General features: G+C 65.9%; 18 protein-coding genes. 12 read left to right on the top strand and 6 right to left on the bottom strand.

The features are described from left to right. From DNK89_RS20280 to DNK89_RS20290, 3 genes are all read right to left on the bottom strand, one after another. Complete coding sequence (locus DNK89_RS20280) at positions 1-1,407, bottom strand: CmpA/NrtA family ABC transporter substrate-binding protein (RefSeq protein WP_110961579.1); 1,407 nt, start codon at positions 1,405-1,407, stop codon at positions 1-3. Positions 1,408-1,553: 146 nt separating this feature from the next. Further along, positions 1,554-2,249, bottom strand: coding sequence for a response regulator transcription factor (locus tag DNK89_RS20285; protein ID WP_110961580.1), 696 nt, complete (start codon positions 2,247-2,249; stop codon positions 1,554-1,556). Next, positions 2,246-3,454 carry a PAS domain-containing sensor histidine kinase gene (locus tag DNK89_RS20290; RefSeq protein ID WP_110961711.1) on the bottom strand — a complete coding sequence of 403 codons (1,209 nt, stop codon included), beginning with the start codon at positions 3,452-3,454 and terminating at the stop codon, positions 2,246-2,248. Before DNK89_RS20290 ends, DNK89_RS20285 begins: the two co-directional genes overlap by 4 nt. A gap of 100 nt (positions 3,455-3,554) precedes the next feature. Here DNK89_RS20290 and DNK89_RS20295 point away from each other — a divergent pair, with 100 nt between their 5' ends. From DNK89_RS20295 to DNK89_RS20305, 3 genes are read left to right on the top strand one after another with little or no spacing between them, the layout of a single operon-like run. Next, the gene (locus DNK89_RS20295; protein WP_110961581.1) at positions 3,555-4,406 is read left to right on the top strand and encodes an ABC transporter permease; all 852 of its coding nucleotides are present in this window, start codon (positions 3,555-3,557) and stop codon (positions 4,404-4,406) included. Further along, positions 4,403-4,918: a hypothetical protein gene (locus DNK89_RS20300; protein WP_110961582.1), complete on the top strand. Its 516-nt coding sequence runs from the start codon at positions 4,403-4,405 to the stop codon at positions 4,916-4,918. The genes DNK89_RS20295 and DNK89_RS20300 overlap by 4 nt, the downstream gene beginning before the upstream one ends. Next, on the top strand, positions 4,915-6,267 hold the full coding sequence (locus DNK89_RS20305) for a GAF domain-containing protein (RefSeq protein ID WP_110961712.1): 1,353 nt from the start codon (positions 4,915-4,917) through the stop codon (positions 6,265-6,267). Before DNK89_RS20300 ends, DNK89_RS20305 begins: the two co-directional genes overlap by 4 nt. 27 nt (positions 6,268-6,294) lie before the next feature. Here the strand turns inward: DNK89_RS20305 and DNK89_RS20310 are convergent, their stop codons facing one another. Together DNK89_RS20310 and DNK89_RS20315 are read right to left on the bottom strand one after the other, a co-directional pair. After that, positions 6,295-7,032: a hypothetical protein gene (locus DNK89_RS20310; protein WP_110961583.1), complete on the bottom strand. Its 738-nt coding sequence runs from the start codon at positions 7,030-7,032 to the stop codon at positions 6,295-6,297. Between the two features lie 188 nt (positions 7,033-7,220). Continuing rightward, positions 7,221-8,810 carry a GMC family oxidoreductase gene (locus DNK89_RS20315; RefSeq protein WP_110961584.1) on the bottom strand — a complete coding sequence of 530 codons (1,590 nt, stop codon included), beginning with the start codon at positions 8,808-8,810 and terminating at the stop codon, positions 7,221-7,223. Between the two features lie 129 nt (positions 8,811-8,939). Between DNK89_RS20315 and DNK89_RS20320 the strand changes: the two genes are divergently transcribed. The 9 genes from DNK89_RS20320 to DNK89_RS20365 all read left to right on the top strand — a co-directional run bounded on the left by DNK89_RS20320 (position 8,940) and on the right by DNK89_RS20365 (position 17,239). Continuing rightward, complete coding sequence (locus DNK89_RS20320) at positions 8,940-9,788, top strand: 3-hydroxybutyryl-CoA dehydrogenase (RefSeq protein WP_110961585.1); 849 nt, start codon at positions 8,940-8,942, stop codon at positions 9,786-9,788. Positions 9,789-9,992: 204 nt separating this feature from the next. After that, complete coding sequence (locus DNK89_RS20325; RefSeq protein WP_110961713.1) at positions 9,993-10,811, top strand: crotonase/enoyl-CoA hydratase family protein; 819 nt, start codon at positions 9,993-9,995, stop codon at positions 10,809-10,811. A gap of 270 nt (positions 10,812-11,081) precedes the next feature. Continuing rightward, the gene (locus DNK89_RS20330; protein ID WP_110961586.1) at positions 11,082-11,546 is read left to right on the top strand and encodes a MarR family winged helix-turn-helix transcriptional regulator; all 465 of its coding nucleotides are present in this window, start codon (positions 11,082-11,084) and stop codon (positions 11,544-11,546) included. Between the two features lie 83 nt (positions 11,547-11,629). After that, positions 11,630-12,046: an organic hydroperoxide resistance protein gene (locus tag DNK89_RS20335; RefSeq protein ID WP_110961714.1), complete on the top strand. Its 417-nt coding sequence runs from the start codon at positions 11,630-11,632 to the stop codon at positions 12,044-12,046. Positions 12,047-12,050: 4 nt separating this feature from the next. After that, on the top strand, positions 12,051-12,437 hold the full coding sequence (locus DNK89_RS20340) for a DUF1304 domain-containing protein (RefSeq protein WP_110961587.1): 387 nt from the start codon (positions 12,051-12,053) through the stop codon (positions 12,435-12,437). Between the two features lie 134 nt (positions 12,438-12,571). Next, a complete protein-coding gene (locus tag DNK89_RS20345; protein ID WP_110961588.1) occupies positions 12,572-13,330 on the top strand; it encodes a metallophosphoesterase in 759 nt (252 codons plus the stop codon). Between the two features lie 174 nt (positions 13,331-13,504). Next, positions 13,505-14,944: a bifunctional serine/threonine-protein kinase/universal stress protein gene (locus tag DNK89_RS20355; protein ID WP_110961589.1), complete on the top strand. Its 1,440-nt coding sequence runs from the start codon at positions 13,505-13,507 to the stop codon at positions 14,942-14,944. Positions 14,945-15,041: 97 nt separating this feature from the next. Then, positions 15,042-16,136: a DUF2855 family protein gene (locus tag DNK89_RS20360; RefSeq protein WP_110961590.1), complete on the top strand. Its 1,095-nt coding sequence runs from the start codon at positions 15,042-15,044 to the stop codon at positions 16,134-16,136. A 44-nt stretch (positions 16,137-16,180) separates the two neighbouring features. After that, the gene (locus DNK89_RS20365; RefSeq protein ID WP_110961591.1) at positions 16,181-17,239 is read left to right on the top strand and encodes a serine/threonine protein kinase; all 1,059 of its coding nucleotides are present in this window, start codon (positions 16,181-16,183) and stop codon (positions 17,237-17,239) included. A gap of 31 nt (positions 17,240-17,270) precedes the next feature. On the opposite strand, the gene DNK89_RS20370 is transcribed toward DNK89_RS20365, so the two are convergent. Continuing rightward, positions 17,271-18,926 (bottom strand): hypothetical protein, encoded by a 1,656-nt coding sequence (locus DNK89_RS20370; RefSeq protein ID WP_110961592.1) that lies wholly within the window; start codon positions 18,924-18,926, stop codon positions 17,271-17,273. Between the last annotated feature and the right edge of the window lie 8 nt (positions 18,927-18,934).

Consider the following 18,934-nt stretch of genomic DNA (forward strand, 5'->3'; position numbering starts at 1 on the left):
TCAAGCCGCCTTGCGGATAGGGAAGCTCTTGGCGTACTCGGCCGCCTTCGCCGCATCGAACTCGCGCCCCATGATCTTGAACTTGGGGTACGCGCCGTCGGGCACCTTCTGGTCCAACGCCTTCATCTGCTTTTTCGCATCCGTGATGAGGAACACCTTTTCGGCAATCTGCTTGTAGTCCACATCGCCCTTGATGTAGCCCCAGCGCTGCATCTGCGTGAGCATCCACACGGCCATGCTTTGCCAGGGCATGGGGTCGAAGTCGGCGCGGTCGGGCACGTTCTGGATCTTGCCCAGCCCATCGGCGAACTTGCCGGTGAGCACCTGATTGATCACGGCCTCGGGCTGGTTCAGGTAGGCCTGGGGCGCAATCACCTTGGCGATCAGCTCGCGGTTCTTGGGGTCGCGCGCCATGGCGGCCGAGGTGAGCACCGCGCGGTACAGCGCGGCGAAAGTGTTGGGGTTCTTCTGGATGAACTCGGTGCTGGTGCCGAAGGCGCAGCAGGGGTGGCCGTTCCACAGGTCCTTGGTGAGCAGGTGGATGAAACCGACTTCCTCGAACACGGCGCGCTGGTTGAACGGATCAGGGCCCAGGAAGCCGTCGATATTGCCCGCACGCAGATTGGCCACCATTTCAGCCGGAGGCACCACACGCAGCTGCACGTCGGTGTCGGGGTTCAGGCCCGCCTCGGCCAGGTAGTAGCGCAACAGGAAGTTGTGCATGCTGTACTCGAACGGAATCGCGAACTTGAAACCCTTCCAGTTCTTCGGGTCGCGGTTGTCCTTGTGCTTGAGGGCGAGCGTGATGGCCTGGCCGTTCACGTTCTGGATGGTGGCCACATTCATGGGTGTGGCGTTGGAGCCCAGGCCCATGGAGATCGCGAGCGGCATCGGGCTCAGGAAGTGCGTGGCGTCGTACTCCTTATTGATCATCTTGTCGCGGATCAGCGCCCAACCTGCAGTCTTGGTCACCTCCACATTCAGGCCCTGCTTGCTGTAGAAGCCCAGCGGGTGGGCCATGATCAGCGGCGTGGCGCAGGTGATCGGGATGAAGCCGATCTTGAGGTTGGTCTTCTCCAGCGCGCCCTGTTTCTCTTGCGCCATGGCTTGCAGGCTGGCCACCGGCAACACGCTGGCAATGGCCGCCATGGCCGTGCCCTTGCCCACCGCCTTGATGAAACGGCGGCGCACTGCGTCTTGCGGAAACAGCGCCTTGACCAGCGTGGCCTCGATGAACTCGTTGCTGTACAGCTCAAACTCGCGGGTCTCGCTGCGATGGCGCAGGGTGGCTGCAGCGGCATCGGCCGAGACTTCGGCATGGTGGTCGGCCACCGTGTGGTCACGGCCACAGCTGCATTTCAGCATCAACGGGCGGTCGGCATCGTAGGGCGAGAAGAATTCGGACATGGCACACCTCGAAGAAGTTGGTGCCAGGCGTTACGCAAAGCGCGGGCCAGTTTTTGCCGGTACCGGCCCGCTGTGATGAATTCGTGGGTGTGGTGTCTACAGCGTGTAGGGCCAGCACTACAAATCGGTCGTGCAACGCACCGAATTCAATCTACTGGTGTGCCGCGCGCCAGCAGCGCCAGCTCCACGTCGTTGCGCGCGCCGGTCTTTTCGAGGATGCGGGCGCGGTAGGTGCTCACCGTGTTGGGCGCGAGCTTGAGCTGCGCACCAATTTCGCTCACGCTCTGCCCGGCCGTGAGCAGCCGGAACACCTGGTGCTCTCGATACGAGAGCGCGTCCACCCCCGCAGGCGCGCCCTGCTGGGCGGCGCGCACCACGCCGGTGCGCTCCACCGCACCCGCCAGGGCTTGGGCCGTGGCCTCTGTCAGGTAGCGCCCGCCAGCCGCCACCTTGCGCACGGCAGCCACCATGTCGTCGGGGTCGGCGCTTTTGTGCAGGTAGCCCGCCGCGCCCATCTGGATGCAGCGCACCGCATATTGCCGCTCGGGGTAGGTGCTGAGCATCAGCACCGGCAGCGCGGGCCAGGCCTTGCGCAGCGCCTGCAGCACTTCAAGGCCGTCCATGCCAGGCATGGCAATGTCCAGCAGCACCAGGTCCAGTCCCGGTGCGCCCGTGGGCCCTTGCAGCGCCGTGACATGCTCCAGCACCTCGCTGCCCTGGGTGGCTTCGGCCACCACGGTGATTTCGGGCGACCCGTTGGCGGGGTCGCCCAGCACCTGCTTGAGCCCCTCCCGCACGATGCGGTGGTCGTCTCCGATCAATACGCGAACCACGGAATTCATGACAGCTCCAGAGGAATCAGCAATTGCAGGCATGAGCCCTGCCCCGGCTCGCTGGTGATGCTCAGCTGGCCTCCCAACTGCCGCGCCCGCTCGCGCATGCCCATCACGCCATAGGCGGTGGGCGCCTCCAGCGCTTGGCGGGTGGCGCCCACGCCGTTGTCGCGCACACGCAGTTGCAGCACAACGTCCTGCACGTCAATCGCAATGTCGATGGCGCTGGCCTGCGCGTGGCGGCCCACATTGCTCAGCATCTCCTGGAAGATGCGGAACACGGCGATGGCGGCGGGCTCGGGCAGGTGCAGGGTGGCGGGCACGTCCATGTGCCACGTCAGCTCCAGCTCGGCCGACTGCACAAACTCCTGCGCCTGCCACTCCAGCGCCGCCCACAGGCCCTGGTGGTCCAGGATGCTGGGGCGCAGGTCGGTGATGATGCGGCCCACGTTGTCCACGGCGTTTTCGATCAGGCGGCTCATGTTCTGGCATTTGCACCGCATCTGGGTGCGCATGTCGCCCGCCGCCTCAGGCGTGCGCTCGCCCTGCTCGCCCAGGCGCTTGTGCAGCCAGTTCACATCCATCTTCAGCGCCACCAGCAGGCTGCCCAGCTCATCGTGCACCTCGCGGGCGATGCGGGTGCGCTCGTCCTCCCGCACCTGCTCGGAGTAGGCAGACAACTCACGCAGCTGCGCCAGCGCCTGCGACAGCTCCTGGGTGCGCGCGGCCACGCGGCGCTCCAGCTCGTCATTGGCGCGGGCCAGGTCGTCGTGCGCGCGCTGCAGCTCGTCGGCAGCGCGCCTGCGGCTGGTGATGTCCACAAACGCAATGACGGCGCCGTGCACCTGATCGCCCTCGAGGATGGGGTGGCTGGAATACTCCACGGCAAACGCCGATCCGTCCTGGCGCCAGAACACCTCGGTGTCCACCCGGCAGGGCAGGCCCTGGCGAAAGGCGTTGAAGATGGGGCAGTCGCTGTCGGCGTAGGGGCTGCCGTCAGGGTGGCTGTGGTGGGTGAGCGCGTGCATGTTGCGCCCCATCACCTCTTCGGCGGCAAAGCCCAGCATTTGTGCGCCCGCCCGGTTGATGAATACGCAGTTGCCGGCCAGGTCGATGCCAAACACCCCCTCCCCCGTGGATTCCAGCAGCAGCCCGAGGCGGTTTTGCCAGAGGGCGCTGGCACCGGCGGGCAGGTTCAGGACATGGGTGGACATGGCAGCACCCAAGCAATGGACGTGCCCAGCTGGTGGGACGCCGTCCTGACAGGCGCGCCAGGGGCTGTGCGTCCGCCCGCCAACATCGCACAATAAGCGGATGCAAACCGTTACCCCGTCCTCCGTAGCCTCTGTGGCCCCGCCCCCGCCGTCGGTGTGGCGCCCGCCCAGCCTGTCCGTGCGTTGGTGGCCCGTGTTCATGCGCAACCTGCTGGTCTGGCGCAAGCTGGCCATCCCCAGCCTGGTGGGCAACATTGCCGAGCCGCTGATGTGGCTGGTGGCCTTTGGCTACGGCATGGGGGCCCTGGTGGGGCAAGTGAGCGTGGGCGGCGCGGCGGGCGACACCAAGGTGCCCTACATCCTGTTCCTGGCCAGTGGCTCGATCTGCATGAGCGCCATGAACGCGGCCAGCTTTGAGGCGCTGTACTCGGCCTTCTCGCGCATGCATGTGCAAAAGACCTGGGACGGCATCATGAACGCGCCAGTGAGCCTCGACGACGTGGTGCTGGCCGAGATGCTCTGGGCGGCGTTCAAGGCGCTGTTCACCGTGACGGCCATCCTGGGTGTGATGCTGGCCCTAGGGATCAGCCACAGCCCCAAGCTGCTGGTGGCCTGGCCGGTGCTGCTGTTCGTGGGCATCATGTTCTCCAGTATTGCGCTCATCTTCAATGCGCTGGCCAAGGGGTATGACTTTTTTACCTACTACTTCACGCTGGTGCTCACGCCGATGATGTTTCTCTCGGGCGTTTTCTTCCCGCGCGAGCAGCTGCCGCCCATCGTGCGCGCCATCTCCGACTGGCTGCCGCTGACCAACGCGGTCGAGCTGGTGCGCCCGTTGTTCATGGACCAGTGGCCCGCCCACCCCCTGCGCCATGGCCTGGTGCTGGTGGTGACCACGGTGGTGGCCTTTTGGGTGGCGCTGGCCCTGACCCGCAAGCGCTTCAAGGCATGACCGTGCTGCTCGGCCCCAGCCATATCGCCATGGTGGCCAAGGGCGGGTCGGCCATCGTGGCGTCCCGCGATGCGGCCCTGCGCCCGAGCATCATGCGGGCGGTGGGCAGTCACATCAGCGGCGATGGGCAGGAGGTCACGGTGTACCTGCGGCGCAGCCAGTCCGAGCAGTTGCTGCAGGACATTGCGCACACCGGCGAGATTGCCGTGGTCTTCAGCGTGCCGTCCACCCACCAGACGCTGCAGCTCAAGGCCCGCCGGGCCACGCAGCGCCCGGCCCATGACAGCGACTTGCCCGTGTTGCAGGCTTATCTGCAGTCCATGGTGCAGGAGGTGGGCCAGGTCGGCTACGGCCCGCAGTATGTAGCGGCCATGCTGGCAGCGCCGCTGCAGGATGTGGTGGCCGTGACCTTCACCCCCACCAGCGCGTTCGACCAGACACCGGGCCCGCGCGCCGGCGCGGAGTTGTGCTCGCCACCCACATCACCCTCACCATCTACGCCGCAGCCATGAGCACCGCCGCGCCGTCCCTGCACAGCATCCGCCCCTGCCTGGAGGGTGCGATTCCCGCCATCATGGCCACCTGCGACCCCGACGGCACGCCCAACGTGGCCTACATCTCGCAGGTGGTCTATGTGGATGCGGCGCATGTGGCGCTGTCGTTCCAGTTCTTCAACAAGACCCGCCAGAACATCCTGCGTAACCCGCGCGCGTCCGTGCTGGTGCTGGACCCGCTCACCGCCCATTTCTACCGCCTGCACCTGCTGTACGAACGCACCGAGGACAGCGGCCCGGTGTTCGAGAGCATGCGCGCGCAGCTGGCGGGCATTGCGTCGCATTCGGGCATGGCCGAGGTGTTCGAGCTCAAGGGCGCCGACATCTACGCCGTAGAGCACATCGAATCGGTGGCGGGCGAAGGCCTGCCGGCACCCGCGCCGCGCGCCGGGCTCTTGCACACGCTTCGCCTGTGCAGCGAAGGCATCGCACGCTGCACGGGGCTGGACGAATTGCTGCAAGGCGCACTGCAGGGCCTGCAGGACAAGCTGGGCATCGAACACGCCATGGTGCTGATGCTGGACGCCAGCGCCCAGCAGCTCTACACGGTGGCCAGCTGCGGCTATGCCACATCGGGCGTGGGTTCCGAAATCCGGCTGGGCCAGGGAGTGATCGGCATGGCTGCGCGCGAGCGCACGCCGGTGCGCATCAGCCACATGACGCACGCCGCCCTGTACAGCCATGCCATCCGCGACAGCATGGACGCGCATGCAACACCCAATGCGCCCTCGTTGCGCGGCCTGGACATCCCCTACCCCGGCCTGCCCGAGCCGCACAGCCAGGTGGCGGTTCCGCTGCTGTCGGCCGGGCGCCTGCTGGGTGTGCTGTTTGCCGAGAGCCCCGAGGACATGCGCTTTGGCTTCGAGGATGAAGACCTGCTGGTGGCCATTGCAGGCCAGCTGGCCGCCGCCATCGATCTGCTGCAGGCCGCGCCCGATGCGCCCGAGCCGCTGCCTACTCCGATAGCGGCACCGCCAGTGAGCGGCAGCGCGCTGCGGGTGCGCCACTTTGCGGCCAACGACAGCGTGTTCATCAACGACGACTATTTGATCAAGGGGGTGGCGGGCGCCATTGTCTGGAAGCTGCTGCGCGACCACCAGCACACCGGGCGCGTGGACTTCACCAACCGCGAACTGCGGCTGGACCCAGCACTGCGCCTGCCCGATGTGGCCGACAACCTGGAGGCCCGCCTGCTATTGCTGCAGCGCCGCCTGCAGGAGAACTGCCCGCACATCCACATCGAAAAAACGGGGCGCGGGCGCTTTCGACTGTGCGTGCTGCGCCCGGTGGTGCTGGAAGACGCCTGACGCCTTCACGCCACTGATTTCTCAGAGTCAGTGCACCAGACCCGGCACCACCGGCAGGCCCAGGCTGCGCATCAGCTTGGTCCACTCAGGCTGCGTGAGGTGCGGCTGCACTTGCGCCAGCACCGCTGCCAGCACAGGGGCAGGCGCATGTTGTTTCATGTCCGACAGCATGGCCGTGCGCTCGGCGGGTGACATGTAGGGCACCATCCAGCGGGCCACCACCATCATTTCGTGCGGCGGGATCGAGGCCACCAGCGCGTTGTGCACGCCCGCCAGTTCTGCGTCGGTGTAGCACTGCCAGAGCACGCGGTTGTGCGCAGTCTCTTCCTCGTGCATGTGCTCAAAGTTGTGCGCCACAAACAGCGCCAGCTGTCGGTACAGGGCCTGGGTGGCGGCGGGGCGTGCGGGCTTGGCACAGGCCATCAGGTGGTTTAAACCGTCCGCCAAAGCGACGATGGCCTGTTCGTGCTCCACATGTTCACCGGCAATGCTCTGGCTGGATCCGGGTTGGCGCGCCTCCATGGCGGCGTGCACAAACTGGTTCTCATGGTGCAGGTGGGCGCGGCACAGGTCCAGCAGCTGCATCACGCGGTCGCAGGTGTGGGCAAACTCCAGGTCGTCCTCGACATCCGTGCGGCCCAGGCCCAGCAGCGTGTCGGCCATGAAGGCGCGCAGCGCCTTGTGGATGCTGGCGTACATGTCCATGCGGGGGGCGGCGGGCTGGGCTTGTGTCAGTGCGGCAATTTCGCGGGCATCAATCTTCATCACGTTCTTTCATGGCCCCGGTGGGCTCTTTCAGCGCCTTTTTTTGGGCGCTGGGCCGGGTGCACCATGCACCCGTTTCCATGCAAAGAAGTCTAGAAATTCGCCGCGCTTTTGCCTGTTAAAAACTCCTTAAACAGACCCTTTGAAAACCTTAAAAATCGCGTTCCGGGCGCCAAACGTGAAATCGTTCACGGCGCAGCGCGCAGCAGGTCCACCGCTTTTTCAGCAATCATCACCGTGGGCGCATTGGTGTTGCCGCTCACAATGCGCGGCATGATGGACGCGTCCACCACACGCAGGCCCGCGAGGCCATGCACACGCAGTTCGGCATCCACCACATCCAGCGGCCCGGGCCCCATGCGGCAGGTGCCCACGGGGTGGTAGATGGTGTCGGCGTACTGGCGGATGAACTGCTCGATCTCCGCATCGCTGCGCGCACTGGCCGAGGCCGCCAGCTCCTTGGCGCCGAACTTCGCGAGCGCCGGTTGCATGAGGATCTCCCGCGTGCGTTTGAAGCCACGCACCATGCGCGCCATGTCATCGGGATCGGCCAGGAAGTTCGGGTCCACCAAAGGCAAGGCCATGGGGTCGCGGCTGGCCAGCGTGACCGAGCCCCGGCTCTTGGGCTGCAGCAGGCACACGTGGGCCGAGTAACCATGACCGAACACGGTCTTGCGCCCGTGGTCCACCAGCTTGCCGATCACAAAGTGCAGCTGCAGGTCGGGCGCTGGCTCGGACGGGTCGCTCTTGATGAAGCCCCCCGCCTCGGCAAAGTTGGTGGTCAACATGCCCGTGCGGTGCTTGCGCCATTCGGCAATGCCGCGCAGCGTCTGCGCCATGCCCGACAGTGACAGGCCGAACAGGTCCTTGAGCTCGGGTGCGTCCAGCACCTGCACCACGTCGGGGTGGTCGTGCAGGTGCTGGCCCACGCCCGGCAGGTCGTGCAGCACCGGGATGCCGTGTTGCTGCAAGTGTGCCGCGGGCCCCACGCCCGACAACATCAGCAGCTGCGGCGACAGCAGTGCGCCTGCACTCAGCAGCACCTCGCGTCCCGCCCGCACCTGCTTCAAGGCGCCGCCCTGGCGGTATTCGACACCCACGGCGCGTGTGCCCTCGAACAGGATGCGCGTGGCATGCGCACCGGTAATGACCTGCAGGTTGGGCCGCGCCAGGTGGGGCGTGAGGTAGCCCTTGGCCGCGCTGTGGCGCTCGCCGTTCTTGTGCGTGACCTGGTACAGGCCCACGCCTTCCTGCGTGGCGCCGTTGAAGTCGGTGTTGTGCGGGTGCCCGGCCTGCACACCGGCGTCGGTGAAGTATTGGCTGAACCTGTTGGGCGCACGCAGGTCCGCCACGTTGAAGGGACCGCCCCGGCCATGCCAGTCGTTGGCACCGCGCTCGTTGTTCTCGGCGCGCAGAAAGTAGGGCTTTACATCCTCCCAACCCCAGCCCGGGTTGCCCTGCGCGGCCCAGTGGTCGTAGTCCGCATGCTGGCCTCGGATGTAGACCATGGCGTTGATCGAGCTGGAGCCTCCCAGCACCTTGCCACGGGGCTGGTAGCCGCGCCGGTTGTTCAGCGCCGCCTGTGGTGTGGTGTTGAAGCCCCAGCCATTCAGCTCGAACTTGGCCATCACGGCCAGCCCGGCCGGGCAGTGGATGAGCACGCTGTTGTCGGCAGGCCCCGCCTCCAGCAGGCACACGCGCACTGCGGGGTTCTCAGTCAGGCGGCCGGCCAGCACGGAGCCTGCCGAGCCGCCGCCGATCACGATGTAGTCGAACATGTTGTGGTGTCTCCTCCGCCATGCTGCGCAGCGGCTTGTTGGTTCAGGTTTGACGCACGATAACCGAACGGTCGTGCGATTCCCCTTACCATTCCGTCCATCCGTTTCACTTTGAAGAGGGCTCTCTATATGACGATTCAGACCGTAGGCATCATCGGCGCAGGCACCATGGGCAACGGCATTGCACAGGCCTGTGCGGTGTCGGGCATCAACGTGGTAATGGTCGACATCTCGGATGCTGCAGTGCAAAAAGGCCTGGCCACCGTGGCTGGCAGCCTGGACCGCCTGATCAAGAAGGAAAAGATCAGCGAAGCCGACAAGGCTGCGGCCCTGGCGCGCATCAAGACTTCCACCAGCTACGACGACCTCAAGGCCGCGCAACTGGTGATCGAGGCCGCCACCGAGAACTACGAGCTCAAGCTCAAGATCCTCAAGCAGGTGGACGCCATCGTGGCGCCCGAGGTGATCATTGCCTCGAACACCTCTTCGATCTCCATCACCAAGCTGGCCGCCGCCACCAGCCGCGCCGACCGCTTCATCGGCATGCACTTCTTCAACCCCGTGCCCATGATGGCGCTGGTGGAAATCATCCGCGGCCTGCAGACCAGCGACGCCACCCACGACGCCGTGAAGGCCCTGGCCGAGGCGCTGGGCAAGAGCCCCATCACCGTGAAAAACGCGCCCGGCTTTGTGGTCAACCGCATCCTGGTGCCCATGATCAACGAGGCCTTCTTCGTGCTGGCCGAAGGTTTGGCCACGCCCGAGGACATCGACGCCGGCATGAAGCTGGGCTGCAACCAGCCCATCGGCCCGCTGGCGCTGGCGGACATGATCGGCCTGGATGTGTGCCTGGCCGTGATGGATGTGTACCTGACCGAGTTTGGCGACAGCAAGTACCGCCCCTGCCCACTGCTCAAGGAAATGGTGGCTGCGGGTCGCCTGGGCCGCAAGACGGGCCAGGGCGTGTATTCCTATTAACCCCCCCTGAGGCGCTTCGCGCCTTCCCCCCAGAGGGACGCCCCCAGCGCGGCGGGGCGGCCCTTGCGCAGGGGCACTGGTATCGCGCTGCGCCAGTTGCGCAGTCCGTCTGCTGAACAGCACCCCTAATGGAATGTGCTGTCTCAATTGAGACGGCGCGCTGTGCGTGATACGTTTTCAATCATGGGCCAGGAGACCGCGCCCATGACACACATCACCCCCACCACGCCCCCGCCCGAGGGCAACATCGACACCCAGGTCATCGGCCATGTGCTGCTGATCGGCATCAACCGGCCGGCCAAGCGCAATGGCTGGACGCCCCCCATGTTCCGCCAGCTGGCCGAGGCCTACACCCGACTCGACGACGACCCCGCCCTGCGTGTGGGCGTGCTGCATGCGTTTGGCGACCATTTCACCGCCGGGCTCGACCTGCCCGCTGTGAGCGCCTACATGCAGCGCGGCGAAAAGGCCATCCCCGAAGGCCTGGTGGAGCCGCACGACTACGGCCTGCCTGGCTACCGGCGCCGCACCAAGCCCATGGTGGTGGCGGTCAAGGGCATCTGCTTCACCGTGGGCATCGAGCTGATGCTGGGCGCCGACATCGTGGTGGCGGCCGACAACTGCCGCTTCTCGCAGATGGAAGTGCAGCGCGGCATCATGGCCACGGGCGGCGCCACGCTGCGCATGGCCGAGCGCGCGGGCACGGGCAATGCGCTGCTGCACCTGCTGACGGCCGATGAGTTCGGCAGCGCCGAGGCGTACCGGCTGAACTTTGTGCAGAAAGTGGTGCCCGCAGGCCAGGAGCTGCAGGAAGCGCTGCAGATTGCCCAGCGCATCGAAGCCCAGGCGCCGCTGGCCGTGGTGGCCACGCGGCTCAACGTACTCAAGGCTATCGAGCAGGGGCAGGCGGCGGCGGTGGCGGACTTCATCCCCGTGCAAAAGCAGCTGGCCAACAGCGAGGACGCGGCCGAAGGCGTGCGCGCGTTTGTCGAGCGCCGGCCCGCGCAGTTCAGCGGGCGCTGAGGTCCTGGTGGTTCGCCGTCGGCCGAACCACCTTGCGTCAAATTTCAGGCCAGATCTCCCGCTAGCGCTTATTTATAAAGCGCTAGCAGCTACGCTATTGATAGCATTTTTTTGAAAGTTACGGGGGCACACCGCCCCGCCTGCGCCTGCGGGACGCGCGAGTAACACCGATGGCGCGGCGCCGCTCCCCCACCCACACAATCCCATCAATTAACAAAGTTTTTCACAATTCAATTGCACGCAATTTAATTTTCACCCACAATTCACCCCATGCCCAGCCCCAGCACCCCCTTCACTCCCAGCCCCGCCATCCTGCGGCTGGACAACCAGGTCTGCTTTGCGCTGTATTCCGCCTCGCTGGCAATGACCAAGCTGTACAAGCCCCTGCTCGACCGCATCGGCCTGACCTACCCGCAGTACCTCGTGATGCTGGTGCTGTGGGAGCAGGACGGCGTGACCGTGTCCGAGCTGGGCGAGCGCCTGTTTCTCGACTCCGGCACGCTCACGCCGCTGCTCAAGCGCCTGGAGGCGCAGAGCCAGATTGCCCGGCTGCGCGATGTGCAGGACGAGCGCCGCGTGCGCATCACCCTCACGGCCGAGGGCCGCGCGCTGCGCGACCAGGCCGAGGCCATTCCGCAGTGTGTGCTGCAAAGCAGCCAATGCTCGATTGCCGAGCTGACCGCCCTGACCATTGAACTCAAGCAGTTGCGAGACCGGCTCAGCGAGCAACGCTGACGGCCTGCAGAAATACGCAACGACACCGCCAGAACCGATTCCCTCCACCGCCCACCGTGGGCAACAACCGCAAGGAAGACACCATGACCAAGCTCGAAAAAGTCCTGTACACCGCCAAGTCGCACGTGACCGGTGGCCGCGATGGCGCCGCCAAGACCGATGACGGCCGCCTGGACGTCAAGCTGTCCTCGCCCGGCGCCTCCGGCACCGGCACCAACCCCGAGCAGCTGTTTGCCTCCGGCTACGCAGCCTGCTTCATCGGCGCGATGAAGGCTGTGGGCGGCAAGATCGGCATCCCCGTGCCGCAAGACGTGTCCATCGACGCCGAAGTGGACCTGGGCCCCATCCCGAACGCCTACGGCATCGCCGCGCGCCTGGCCATCAGCCTGCCCGGCATGGACAAGGCCACGGCCCAGAAGCTGGTGGATGCAGCCCACCAAGTCTGCCCCTACTCCAACGCCACGCGCGGCAACATCGACGTGACCATCACGATCGTCTAAGACGATGGGTCGCCAGCTGCTTCCCCGCATCGCGGTGGCCCTGGTGGCCATCGAGCATGTGTACATCCTCGTGCTCGAAATGTTCTTCTGGAACAAACCACAGGGCATGAAGACCTTCAACCTGACCCAGGAGTTCGCCGACGCCACCACGACGCTGGCGGCCAACCAGGGGCTGTACAACGGTTTTCTGGCAGCGGGCCTGTTCTTTGGGCTGCTCACCGGCAACCGGGTGTTCAAGATCTTCTTCCTGGCCTGCGTGATCGTGGCTGGGGTGTTTGGCGCCGCCACCGCAGCGCCCAAGATCTTCTTCAGCCAGGCGCTGCCCGCGATCATTGCGCTGGGCCTAGTGCTGGCGCTGGACAAACCAGCCACCGCACAGCGTAGCCTCTGAGCTACCAAAACCATAGCTGCCAGCGCTTGATTAACAAGCGCTGGCAGCTATTTTTGCTTTGAAACCACGCAGGCACTGCCACCTGCAAGCTGGCATTCAGCGACACGCGCGATGATGGGGTTGGAGACAACACCATGAAAATCGCCCTGCTGTCCGACATCCACGCCAACCGCCAGGCCCTGGACGCCTGCCTGCAACACGCCCGCGCACAGGGCGCCGAACAATTTGCGCTGCTGGGCGACCTGGTGGGGTACGGCGGCGAGCCCGTGGCCGTGGTGGAGCAGGTGCGCGACCTGGCCCAGCAAGGTGCCCTGTGTGTGCTGGGCAACCATGACGCCATGGCCCTGGCCCCGCCTGCCAACCCACGCAACCGCAGCGAGCTGGGCGCACAGTGGACGCACGACCAGCTCGGCAACAGCCACATCGCCTTTTTGCAGTCGCTGCCGCTCACGGCGCGGCTGGGCAGCAGCGCCTTGCTGGTGCACGCCAGTGCCGACATGCCCGCGCAGTGGCGGTATGTGGAGGACTCCAACGCCGCCGAGCGCAGCATGACCGCAGCGCAAGGCATCGACCCCGCCATCCGCTATGTGTTCTGCGGCCATGTGCACGAGCAGGTGCTGTACTTCCTCACGCCCACGGCCAAGCTGATGCGCTTTGCGCCCGAGCCCGGCGTGCCCGTGCCCGTGCCGACGCACCGCCAGTGGCTGGGCATCGTGGGCTCGGTGGGCCAGCCGCGCGATGGCGATGCGCGGGCCATGTACGCGCTGTTTGACGACACCGCCAGGCAGATCACCTTCTACCGCGTGCCCTACGACCACCTGGCCGCCGCCGCCGCCATCCGCGCGGCGGGCCTGCCCGGCTTCTATGCCGACCGCTTGGAAAAGGGCCAGTAGGGATGCGACACCCCCCTGAGCGGCTACGCCGCTTCCCCCCGCTCTCACATCGCTGCGCGCTGCGGGCAGGGGGACGACGCCAGCGCGGCGGGGCGGCCCTTGCGCGGCGTCCCTCGCTCAGGGTATGCCAGTTTCTTGCGGCGTGGTCGGCAGGCAGCACGAGGAAGAACCGACATGAAATTGCTTGAACCCGGCACCGAGATCGACGGCTTCCGCGTGGTGGACTGCATCCACGCGGGTGGCATGGCCCACATCTACGCGGTGGAATACGCCCAGACCGACCGCAGCCCGGGCTTTCCGATGGCGATGAAGATCCCGCGCATGACGGCGGGCGACGGGGCCGAGAACATCGTGAGCTTCGAGGTCGAGCTGCAGATCCTGCCCGTGCTCAGCGGCCCGCATGTGCCGCGTTTTGTGGCGGCGGGCGACCTGGTGCGGCTGCCTTACCTGGTGATGGAGTACATCCCCGGCCAGACACTGCAGCACTGGCTGGACGAAGCGCCCGGGCGCTGCGATATCGCAACCATAGCCCGCCTGGGCGCCGCCACGGCCCACGCGGCGCACAGCCTGCACCAGCAGAACGTGTGCCACCTGGACCTCAAGCCCGCCAACGTGCTCATCAAGGACGACGGCACGGCCGTGCTGCTGGACTTTGGCCTCTCGTGCCACGCCCACTACCCCGACCTGCTGGCCGAGGAGATGCGCCAGGCCGTGGGCTCGCCCGCCTGGATCGCGCCCGAACAGGTGGTGGGCGTGCGCGGCGACCCGCGCAGCGATATCTTTGCCATCGGCGTGATGCTGTACGAACTGGCCACGGGCGAGCTGCCCTTTGGCGCCCCCACCACCAGCGGCGGCATGCGCCAGCGCCTGTGGATGACGCCCGCGCCGCCGCGCAAGCACCGCGCCGACATTCCGCCCTGGCTGCAAGAGGTCATCCTGCGCTGCCTGGAGCCCGAGGCCGCAAGCCGCTACCCCTCGGCAGCGCACCTGGCCTTCGACCTGTCCCACCCCGAGCAGGTGCTCATCACCGAACGCGGCGAGCGCACCGAGCGCACGCCGCTGCGCACCCACCTGCGCCGCTGGCTGCGCGCGGCGGGCATGCACTACACGCCCAGCCCCCTGCCCTCACAGCAGATCGAGGACACGCCCATCCTCATGGTGGCCGTGCCCCATGCCGACGTGACGGACGCCACGCTGTATTCGCTGCGCCAGGCCGTGGCCCGGTCGCTGGGCATTCGCCCCGGCGCACGGCTGGCCTGCGTGACGGTGGTGTCGCCCGGCGCCAGCAGCACCAGTGACAGCGAGCGCAGCGAGACCACGCTGCACCGCCAGCACATGGCCCGCCTGCGCCAGTGGGCCCAGGGGCTGGACCTGACCGGCCATGCCGTGAGCTACCACGTGCTCGAAGCCAGCGACGTGGCCCAGGCGCTGGTGCGCTACGCTGCCAGCAACCACGTGAGCATGATGATCCTGGGCGCCGCCACGCACGGGCTGCAGACCCAGCGCTTTTTTGCCACCGTGCCCATGCGCGTGGCACGCGACGCGCCTTGCACCGTCATCCTGGTCAAGCAGGCGCTGCCTTTCGAGCAACTGGCGCAGCCCACGGCGGACTGAGCCCGTTAGCAATCTGGCGCACCGACACGCCGCGCACCTGTCGCCCAGGCGGCGCGCATCGCTTGAGCGCGCGCACGCTTTGGTTTAGCGTCGCGGCATGAGCACCACCACCCTCCTCGTGCGCCAGGACCAGCTGGCCACCACCAGCCTGATCACCACCGACGACACCCCGCTGGCCGAAGGCCAGGTCCGCGTGCGGGTCGAGTCGTTTGCCCTCACGGCCAACAACATCACCTACGCCGCGCTGGGCGACATGCTGAACTACTGGCAGTTTTTCCCCACCGGCGAGGCCGGCTGGGGCATCGTGCCCGTGTGGGGCTTTGGCACCGTGGTGCAGTCGCTGCACCCGGCCGTGGCCGTGGGCGAGCGGCTGTATGGCTACTGGCCCATGGCCAGCCAGGCCGTGCTGTCGCCAGACCGCGTCAACCCCACGGGCTTCAGCGACGGCGCCCCGCACCGCGCCGGCCTGCATGCGGTCTACAACCACTACCTGCGCACCAGCACTGACGGGCTATACCGCGCCGACAACGAAGACGTGCAGGCGCTGCTGCGGCCGCTGTTCATCACCTCGTGGCTCATCGACGACTTTCTGGCCGACCAGCAGTTCTATGGCGCCAAGCGCATGCTGCTGTCCAGCGCGTCGAGCAAGACCGCCTACGGTACGGCCTTCCAGCTTGCGCAGCGGGAGGGCATCGAGGTCATTGGCCTCACCTCGCCCGGCAATGTGGCGTTTTGCGAGAGTCTGGGCTGCTACCACCGCGTGGTCACCTACGACGCACTGGACACCCTCGACGGCGCCCCGCCCAGCGTGTACATCGACTTTGCGGGCAGCGTGGGCCTGCGCCAGCGCATTCACGCCCACTTCACCGGCCTGGCCTACAGCTGCTCGGTGGGTGCAAGCCATGTGAGCGATCTGGGCGGCGTCGGCCAGCTGCCCGGCCCGCGCCCGGTGATGTTCTTTGCGCCCGCCCAGGTCAAAAAGCGCCATACCGACTGGGGCGCGCAGGGCCTGAACGACCGCTTGGTCGCGGCCTGGAACCAGTTCAGCACCGCCGTGTCGGCCGGGCCGCAGCCCTGGCTGGTGGTGCAGCGCCATGCGGGGCCCCAGGCCACGCAGGCCCTGTTTGCCACCGTGTTGGCAGGCAGCGGCGACCCGCGAGCGGGGCATATCGCCACCCTGCTGCCTGGCTGAAACGCTATGCGCGGCCGGCAAGGGCGCGGCGGCGACAATGGGGCATGACCCCATTGCCCCCCGATACCGCTGCCAACGCCTCGAACGACCAACACCCCTACGCCCGCCTCACCCCCGACCAGGTGCTGGACGCGCTGGCCAGCGTGGGCCTGTATGGCGACGGCCGCCTCATGGCCCTGTCGTCCTACGAAAACCGGGTGTACCAGGCCACGCTGGAAGACGGCCAGCGCGTGGTGGCCAAGTTCTACCGCCCGGGCCGCTGGAGCGAAGCGCAGATCCTCGAAGAACACGCCTTCGCCGCCGAGCTGATGGCGGCCGAGGTGCCCGCCGTGGGCCCGCTGGTGCTGAACGGCGCCACCCTGCACCAGCACGAGGGCTTTGCCTTTTCCGTCAGCCCCTGGCGCGGCGGACGCCAGCCCGAGCTGGACGACTTCGAGGTGCTGGAATGGATCGGCCGCTTTCTGGCCCGCATCCACACCGTGGGCGCCGCCCAGCCCTTTGCCCACCGGCCCACGCTGGACCTGGCCACCTTTGGCACCGCATCGCGCGACTGGCTGTTGATGAACGAGATCATTCCGCTCGACATGCAAGCCGCCTGGAAGACACAGTGCGACAAAGCTCTTGATTTGATAGCTACCAGCGCATATTCCACTAGCGCTACAGGCACATTTGGCTTGAATAATGCCACGCAGATCCGCCTGCACGGCGACTGCCACCCCGGCAACATCCTCTGGACCCCGCTGGATGAATGGGGTCGGGGTGGCCCGCACTTTGTGGACCTGGACGACGCACGCATGGGCCCGGCCGTGCAGGATTTGTGGATGCTGCTGTCGGGCGACCGGCGCCAGCGCACCCACCAGCTCGGTGTGTTGATCGACGGCTACGAACAGTTCCGCAGCTTCGACCGCCGCGAGCTGGCGCTCATCGAGCCGCTGCGCACCTTGCGCCTCATCCACTACAGCGCCTGGCTGGCGCGCCGCTGGCAAGACCCGATCTTCCCCGCGAACTTTCCGTGGTTTGGCAGCAGCGACTACTGGCGCGGGCAGGTGGACATGCTGATCGAGCAGATCGAGGCCATGCAGGAAGAGCCTCTCACCGCCTGAGTGACAGGGCAATATGCCCTGTCACTGCGCATTACTCAAACGACACGATACGGCGCACGGAGTACCCGTTCAGGTCGTTCCAGGATGTACCGTACTCATAATAAGTAAGGCCAGTCATCGCTGCAGGCCGAGGAGGAACTTCCAAGGTCACGGCACTGCCTCCCATAGCGGGAGAAGTGCTGACATCCATCCGGCTACCGGGATAGAAGTTGGTGTTGGTCGACAGAGCAGTTCGGCCCTGGGCAAAAAAGTAGATACCGGTGAAAGGAAGCTCTTTGCCGTCGATCTTGGCTTTGCGAATCTCCGTTGCCTGCAAACGCTTGCCCCCGTCAGCAAGATTCGACACCATCACAGTTGAATTGCCGAAGGCCGAGTTGCCGCCAGCGTCCAGCGCCACAGCACTGGCGGGAAGACGGTTCAAAGTTGTGGTGTACGTAGCGATAGGCGTTTTGCCCTGCTGTCCATTCACGGTTTTCCAGCCATCATCGTTGTAGACCTTGATGGTGTATACGCCGCCTGCACGGAACCCGAAGCTCGCGAACTGTGTATCCGCATCGGCTGCGACAGTGGTGTTTGAGCGCCAGCTTCTGCTGCCCGCACCATGGGTCACGCAGTCCGCCTGCTCGGCGTCTGCATAGTTGTTGTTGGTGGGTCCGATGCGGCATGCCATGAAGGCATCCGAATCCTTCCAATCCACGAAACTGCCATACTTTCCAGCAAACTCGGGCGCAGCGCGCAACAGCCGGGGTGAAATCAACTTGTACGCCGAGCCCACAATGCCTGGCCCACTGATCGTGGCATAAGTCGCCACGTTGGCATGGTCAACGATATTGAAGCGGATCTCATTGCGATAAAGACGGGCGTTGGTGGTCAGCGGAGTACCGTCGGAAAGCTTGTAACGGTCAAGCGTCATGTTCAGCGACGTGACAGAAGTCTCGACAACACGCCGATTGCCCAACACTCGCAGATCCTGCGACACCTGCGGTGTAGTACAGACGCTGCCATCCGCCATCCGGCTGCCCGCAGAGCTACCTTGGATAAGGGTTTCGTTCTGGGGTACCACCGTGCCATCGGAGTACACCAGGTCGTACTTCACGTCGATTTCACGGCGAGCGCTACCGTCGGGATTGATGAGATATCGCTCCGCCAGTACCTGCAAAGCCCGCCGTGAGGAGCCACGCTTGAGGTTGGTGCCCGTGCGCGTGGCTTCATCGTTGTCGAGCAGATTCATCTCGTAAGCGCGGGTACGCCCCGAATGCAAGTAACAGGCGTCGGCCAACGGCACCAACATGGCACCAGTGACGTCCGACACATGTGCTGCATCGACCTTGGCCAAATACGCCTGCGCCAAAGCCTGCGCATCTGATGGCTGGCAACTGGCAGGCTTGACGGAACAGGCCAGGCTCGCCAGCGTACCTACGGGCAATAGCTGACCACCCGTTGCGGGCCCCAGCACATAGACCGTGCCACCCGCGACCCCCATGAAATTGCCCGTGGCATAGGGCCCCCGGAATACGAAACCGTCACCCACCTGGTCGGGCAACCTGCCAGGAAAAAATTCCGCCAGCTGGGCCTGCGCCCAGTCCATCAGTTCAACGGCAGTGGGTGCCTGGGGCGCAGCGAAAGCCGAACCCATCAACATACCCACGGCACAGACGACAGCACGAACTACCACCCGCTTCTTCATCATGTCAT

It is taken from the genome of Acidovorax sp. ST3, from assembly GCF_003231145.1.
GTDB lineage: Bacteria > Pseudomonadota > Gammaproteobacteria > Burkholderiales > Burkholderiaceae_C > Acidovorax.

Coding starts and splice junctions, on each gene's coding strand:
- DNK89_RS20360 (WP_110961590.1), top strand. CDS start 15,042: ATGAGCACCACCACCCTCCTCGTGCGCCAGGACCAGCTGGCCACCACC.
- DNK89_RS20305 (WP_110961712.1), top strand. CDS start 4,915: ATGAGCACCGCCGCGCCGTCCCTGCACAGCATCCGCCCCTGCCTGGAG.
- DNK89_RS20280 (WP_110961579.1), bottom strand. CDS start 1,407: ATGTCCGAATTCTTCTCGCCCTACGATGCCGACCGCCCGTTGATGCTG.
- DNK89_RS20330 (WP_110961586.1), top strand. CDS start 11,082: ATGCCCAGCCCCAGCACCCCCTTCACTCCCAGCCCCGCCATCCTGCGG.
- DNK89_RS20290 (WP_110961711.1), bottom strand. CDS start 3,454: ATGTCCACCCATGTCCTGAACCTGCCCGCCGGTGCCAGCGCCCTCTGG.
- DNK89_RS20355 (WP_110961589.1), top strand. CDS start 13,505: ATGAAATTGCTTGAACCCGGCACCGAGATCGACGGCTTCCGCGTGGTG.
- DNK89_RS20310 (WP_110961583.1), bottom strand. CDS start 7,032: ATGAAGATTGATGCCCGCGAAATTGCCGCACTGACACAAGCCCAGCCC.
- DNK89_RS20370 (WP_110961592.1), bottom strand. CDS start 18,926: ATGAAGAAGCGGGTGGTAGTTCGTGCTGTCGTCTGTGCCGTGGGTATG.
- DNK89_RS20285 (WP_110961580.1), bottom strand. CDS start 2,249: ATGAATTCCGTGGTTCGCGTATTGATCGGAGACGACCACCGCATCGTG.
- DNK89_RS20315 (WP_110961584.1), bottom strand. CDS start 8,810: ATGTTCGACTACATCGTGATCGGCGGCGGCTCGGCAGGCTCCGTGCTG.
- DNK89_RS20320 (WP_110961585.1), top strand. CDS start 8,940: ATGACGATTCAGACCGTAGGCATCATCGGCGCAGGCACCATGGGCAAC.
- DNK89_RS20340 (WP_110961587.1), top strand. CDS start 12,051: ATGGGTCGCCAGCTGCTTCCCCGCATCGCGGTGGCCCTGGTGGCCATC.
- DNK89_RS20325 (WP_110961713.1), top strand. CDS start 9,993: ATGACACACATCACCCCCACCACGCCCCCGCCCGAGGGCAACATCGAC.
- DNK89_RS20365 (WP_110961591.1), top strand. CDS start 16,181: ATGACCCCATTGCCCCCCGATACCGCTGCCAACGCCTCGAACGACCAA.
- DNK89_RS20335 (WP_110961714.1), top strand. CDS start 11,630: ATGACCAAGCTCGAAAAAGTCCTGTACACCGCCAAGTCGCACGTGACC.
- DNK89_RS20345 (WP_110961588.1), top strand. CDS start 12,572: ATGAAAATCGCCCTGCTGTCCGACATCCACGCCAACCGCCAGGCCCTG.
- DNK89_RS20295 (WP_110961581.1), top strand. CDS start 3,555: ATGCAAACCGTTACCCCGTCCTCCGTAGCCTCTGTGGCCCCGCCCCCG.
- DNK89_RS20300 (WP_110961582.1), top strand. CDS start 4,403: ATGACCGTGCTGCTCGGCCCCAGCCATATCGCCATGGTGGCCAAGGGC.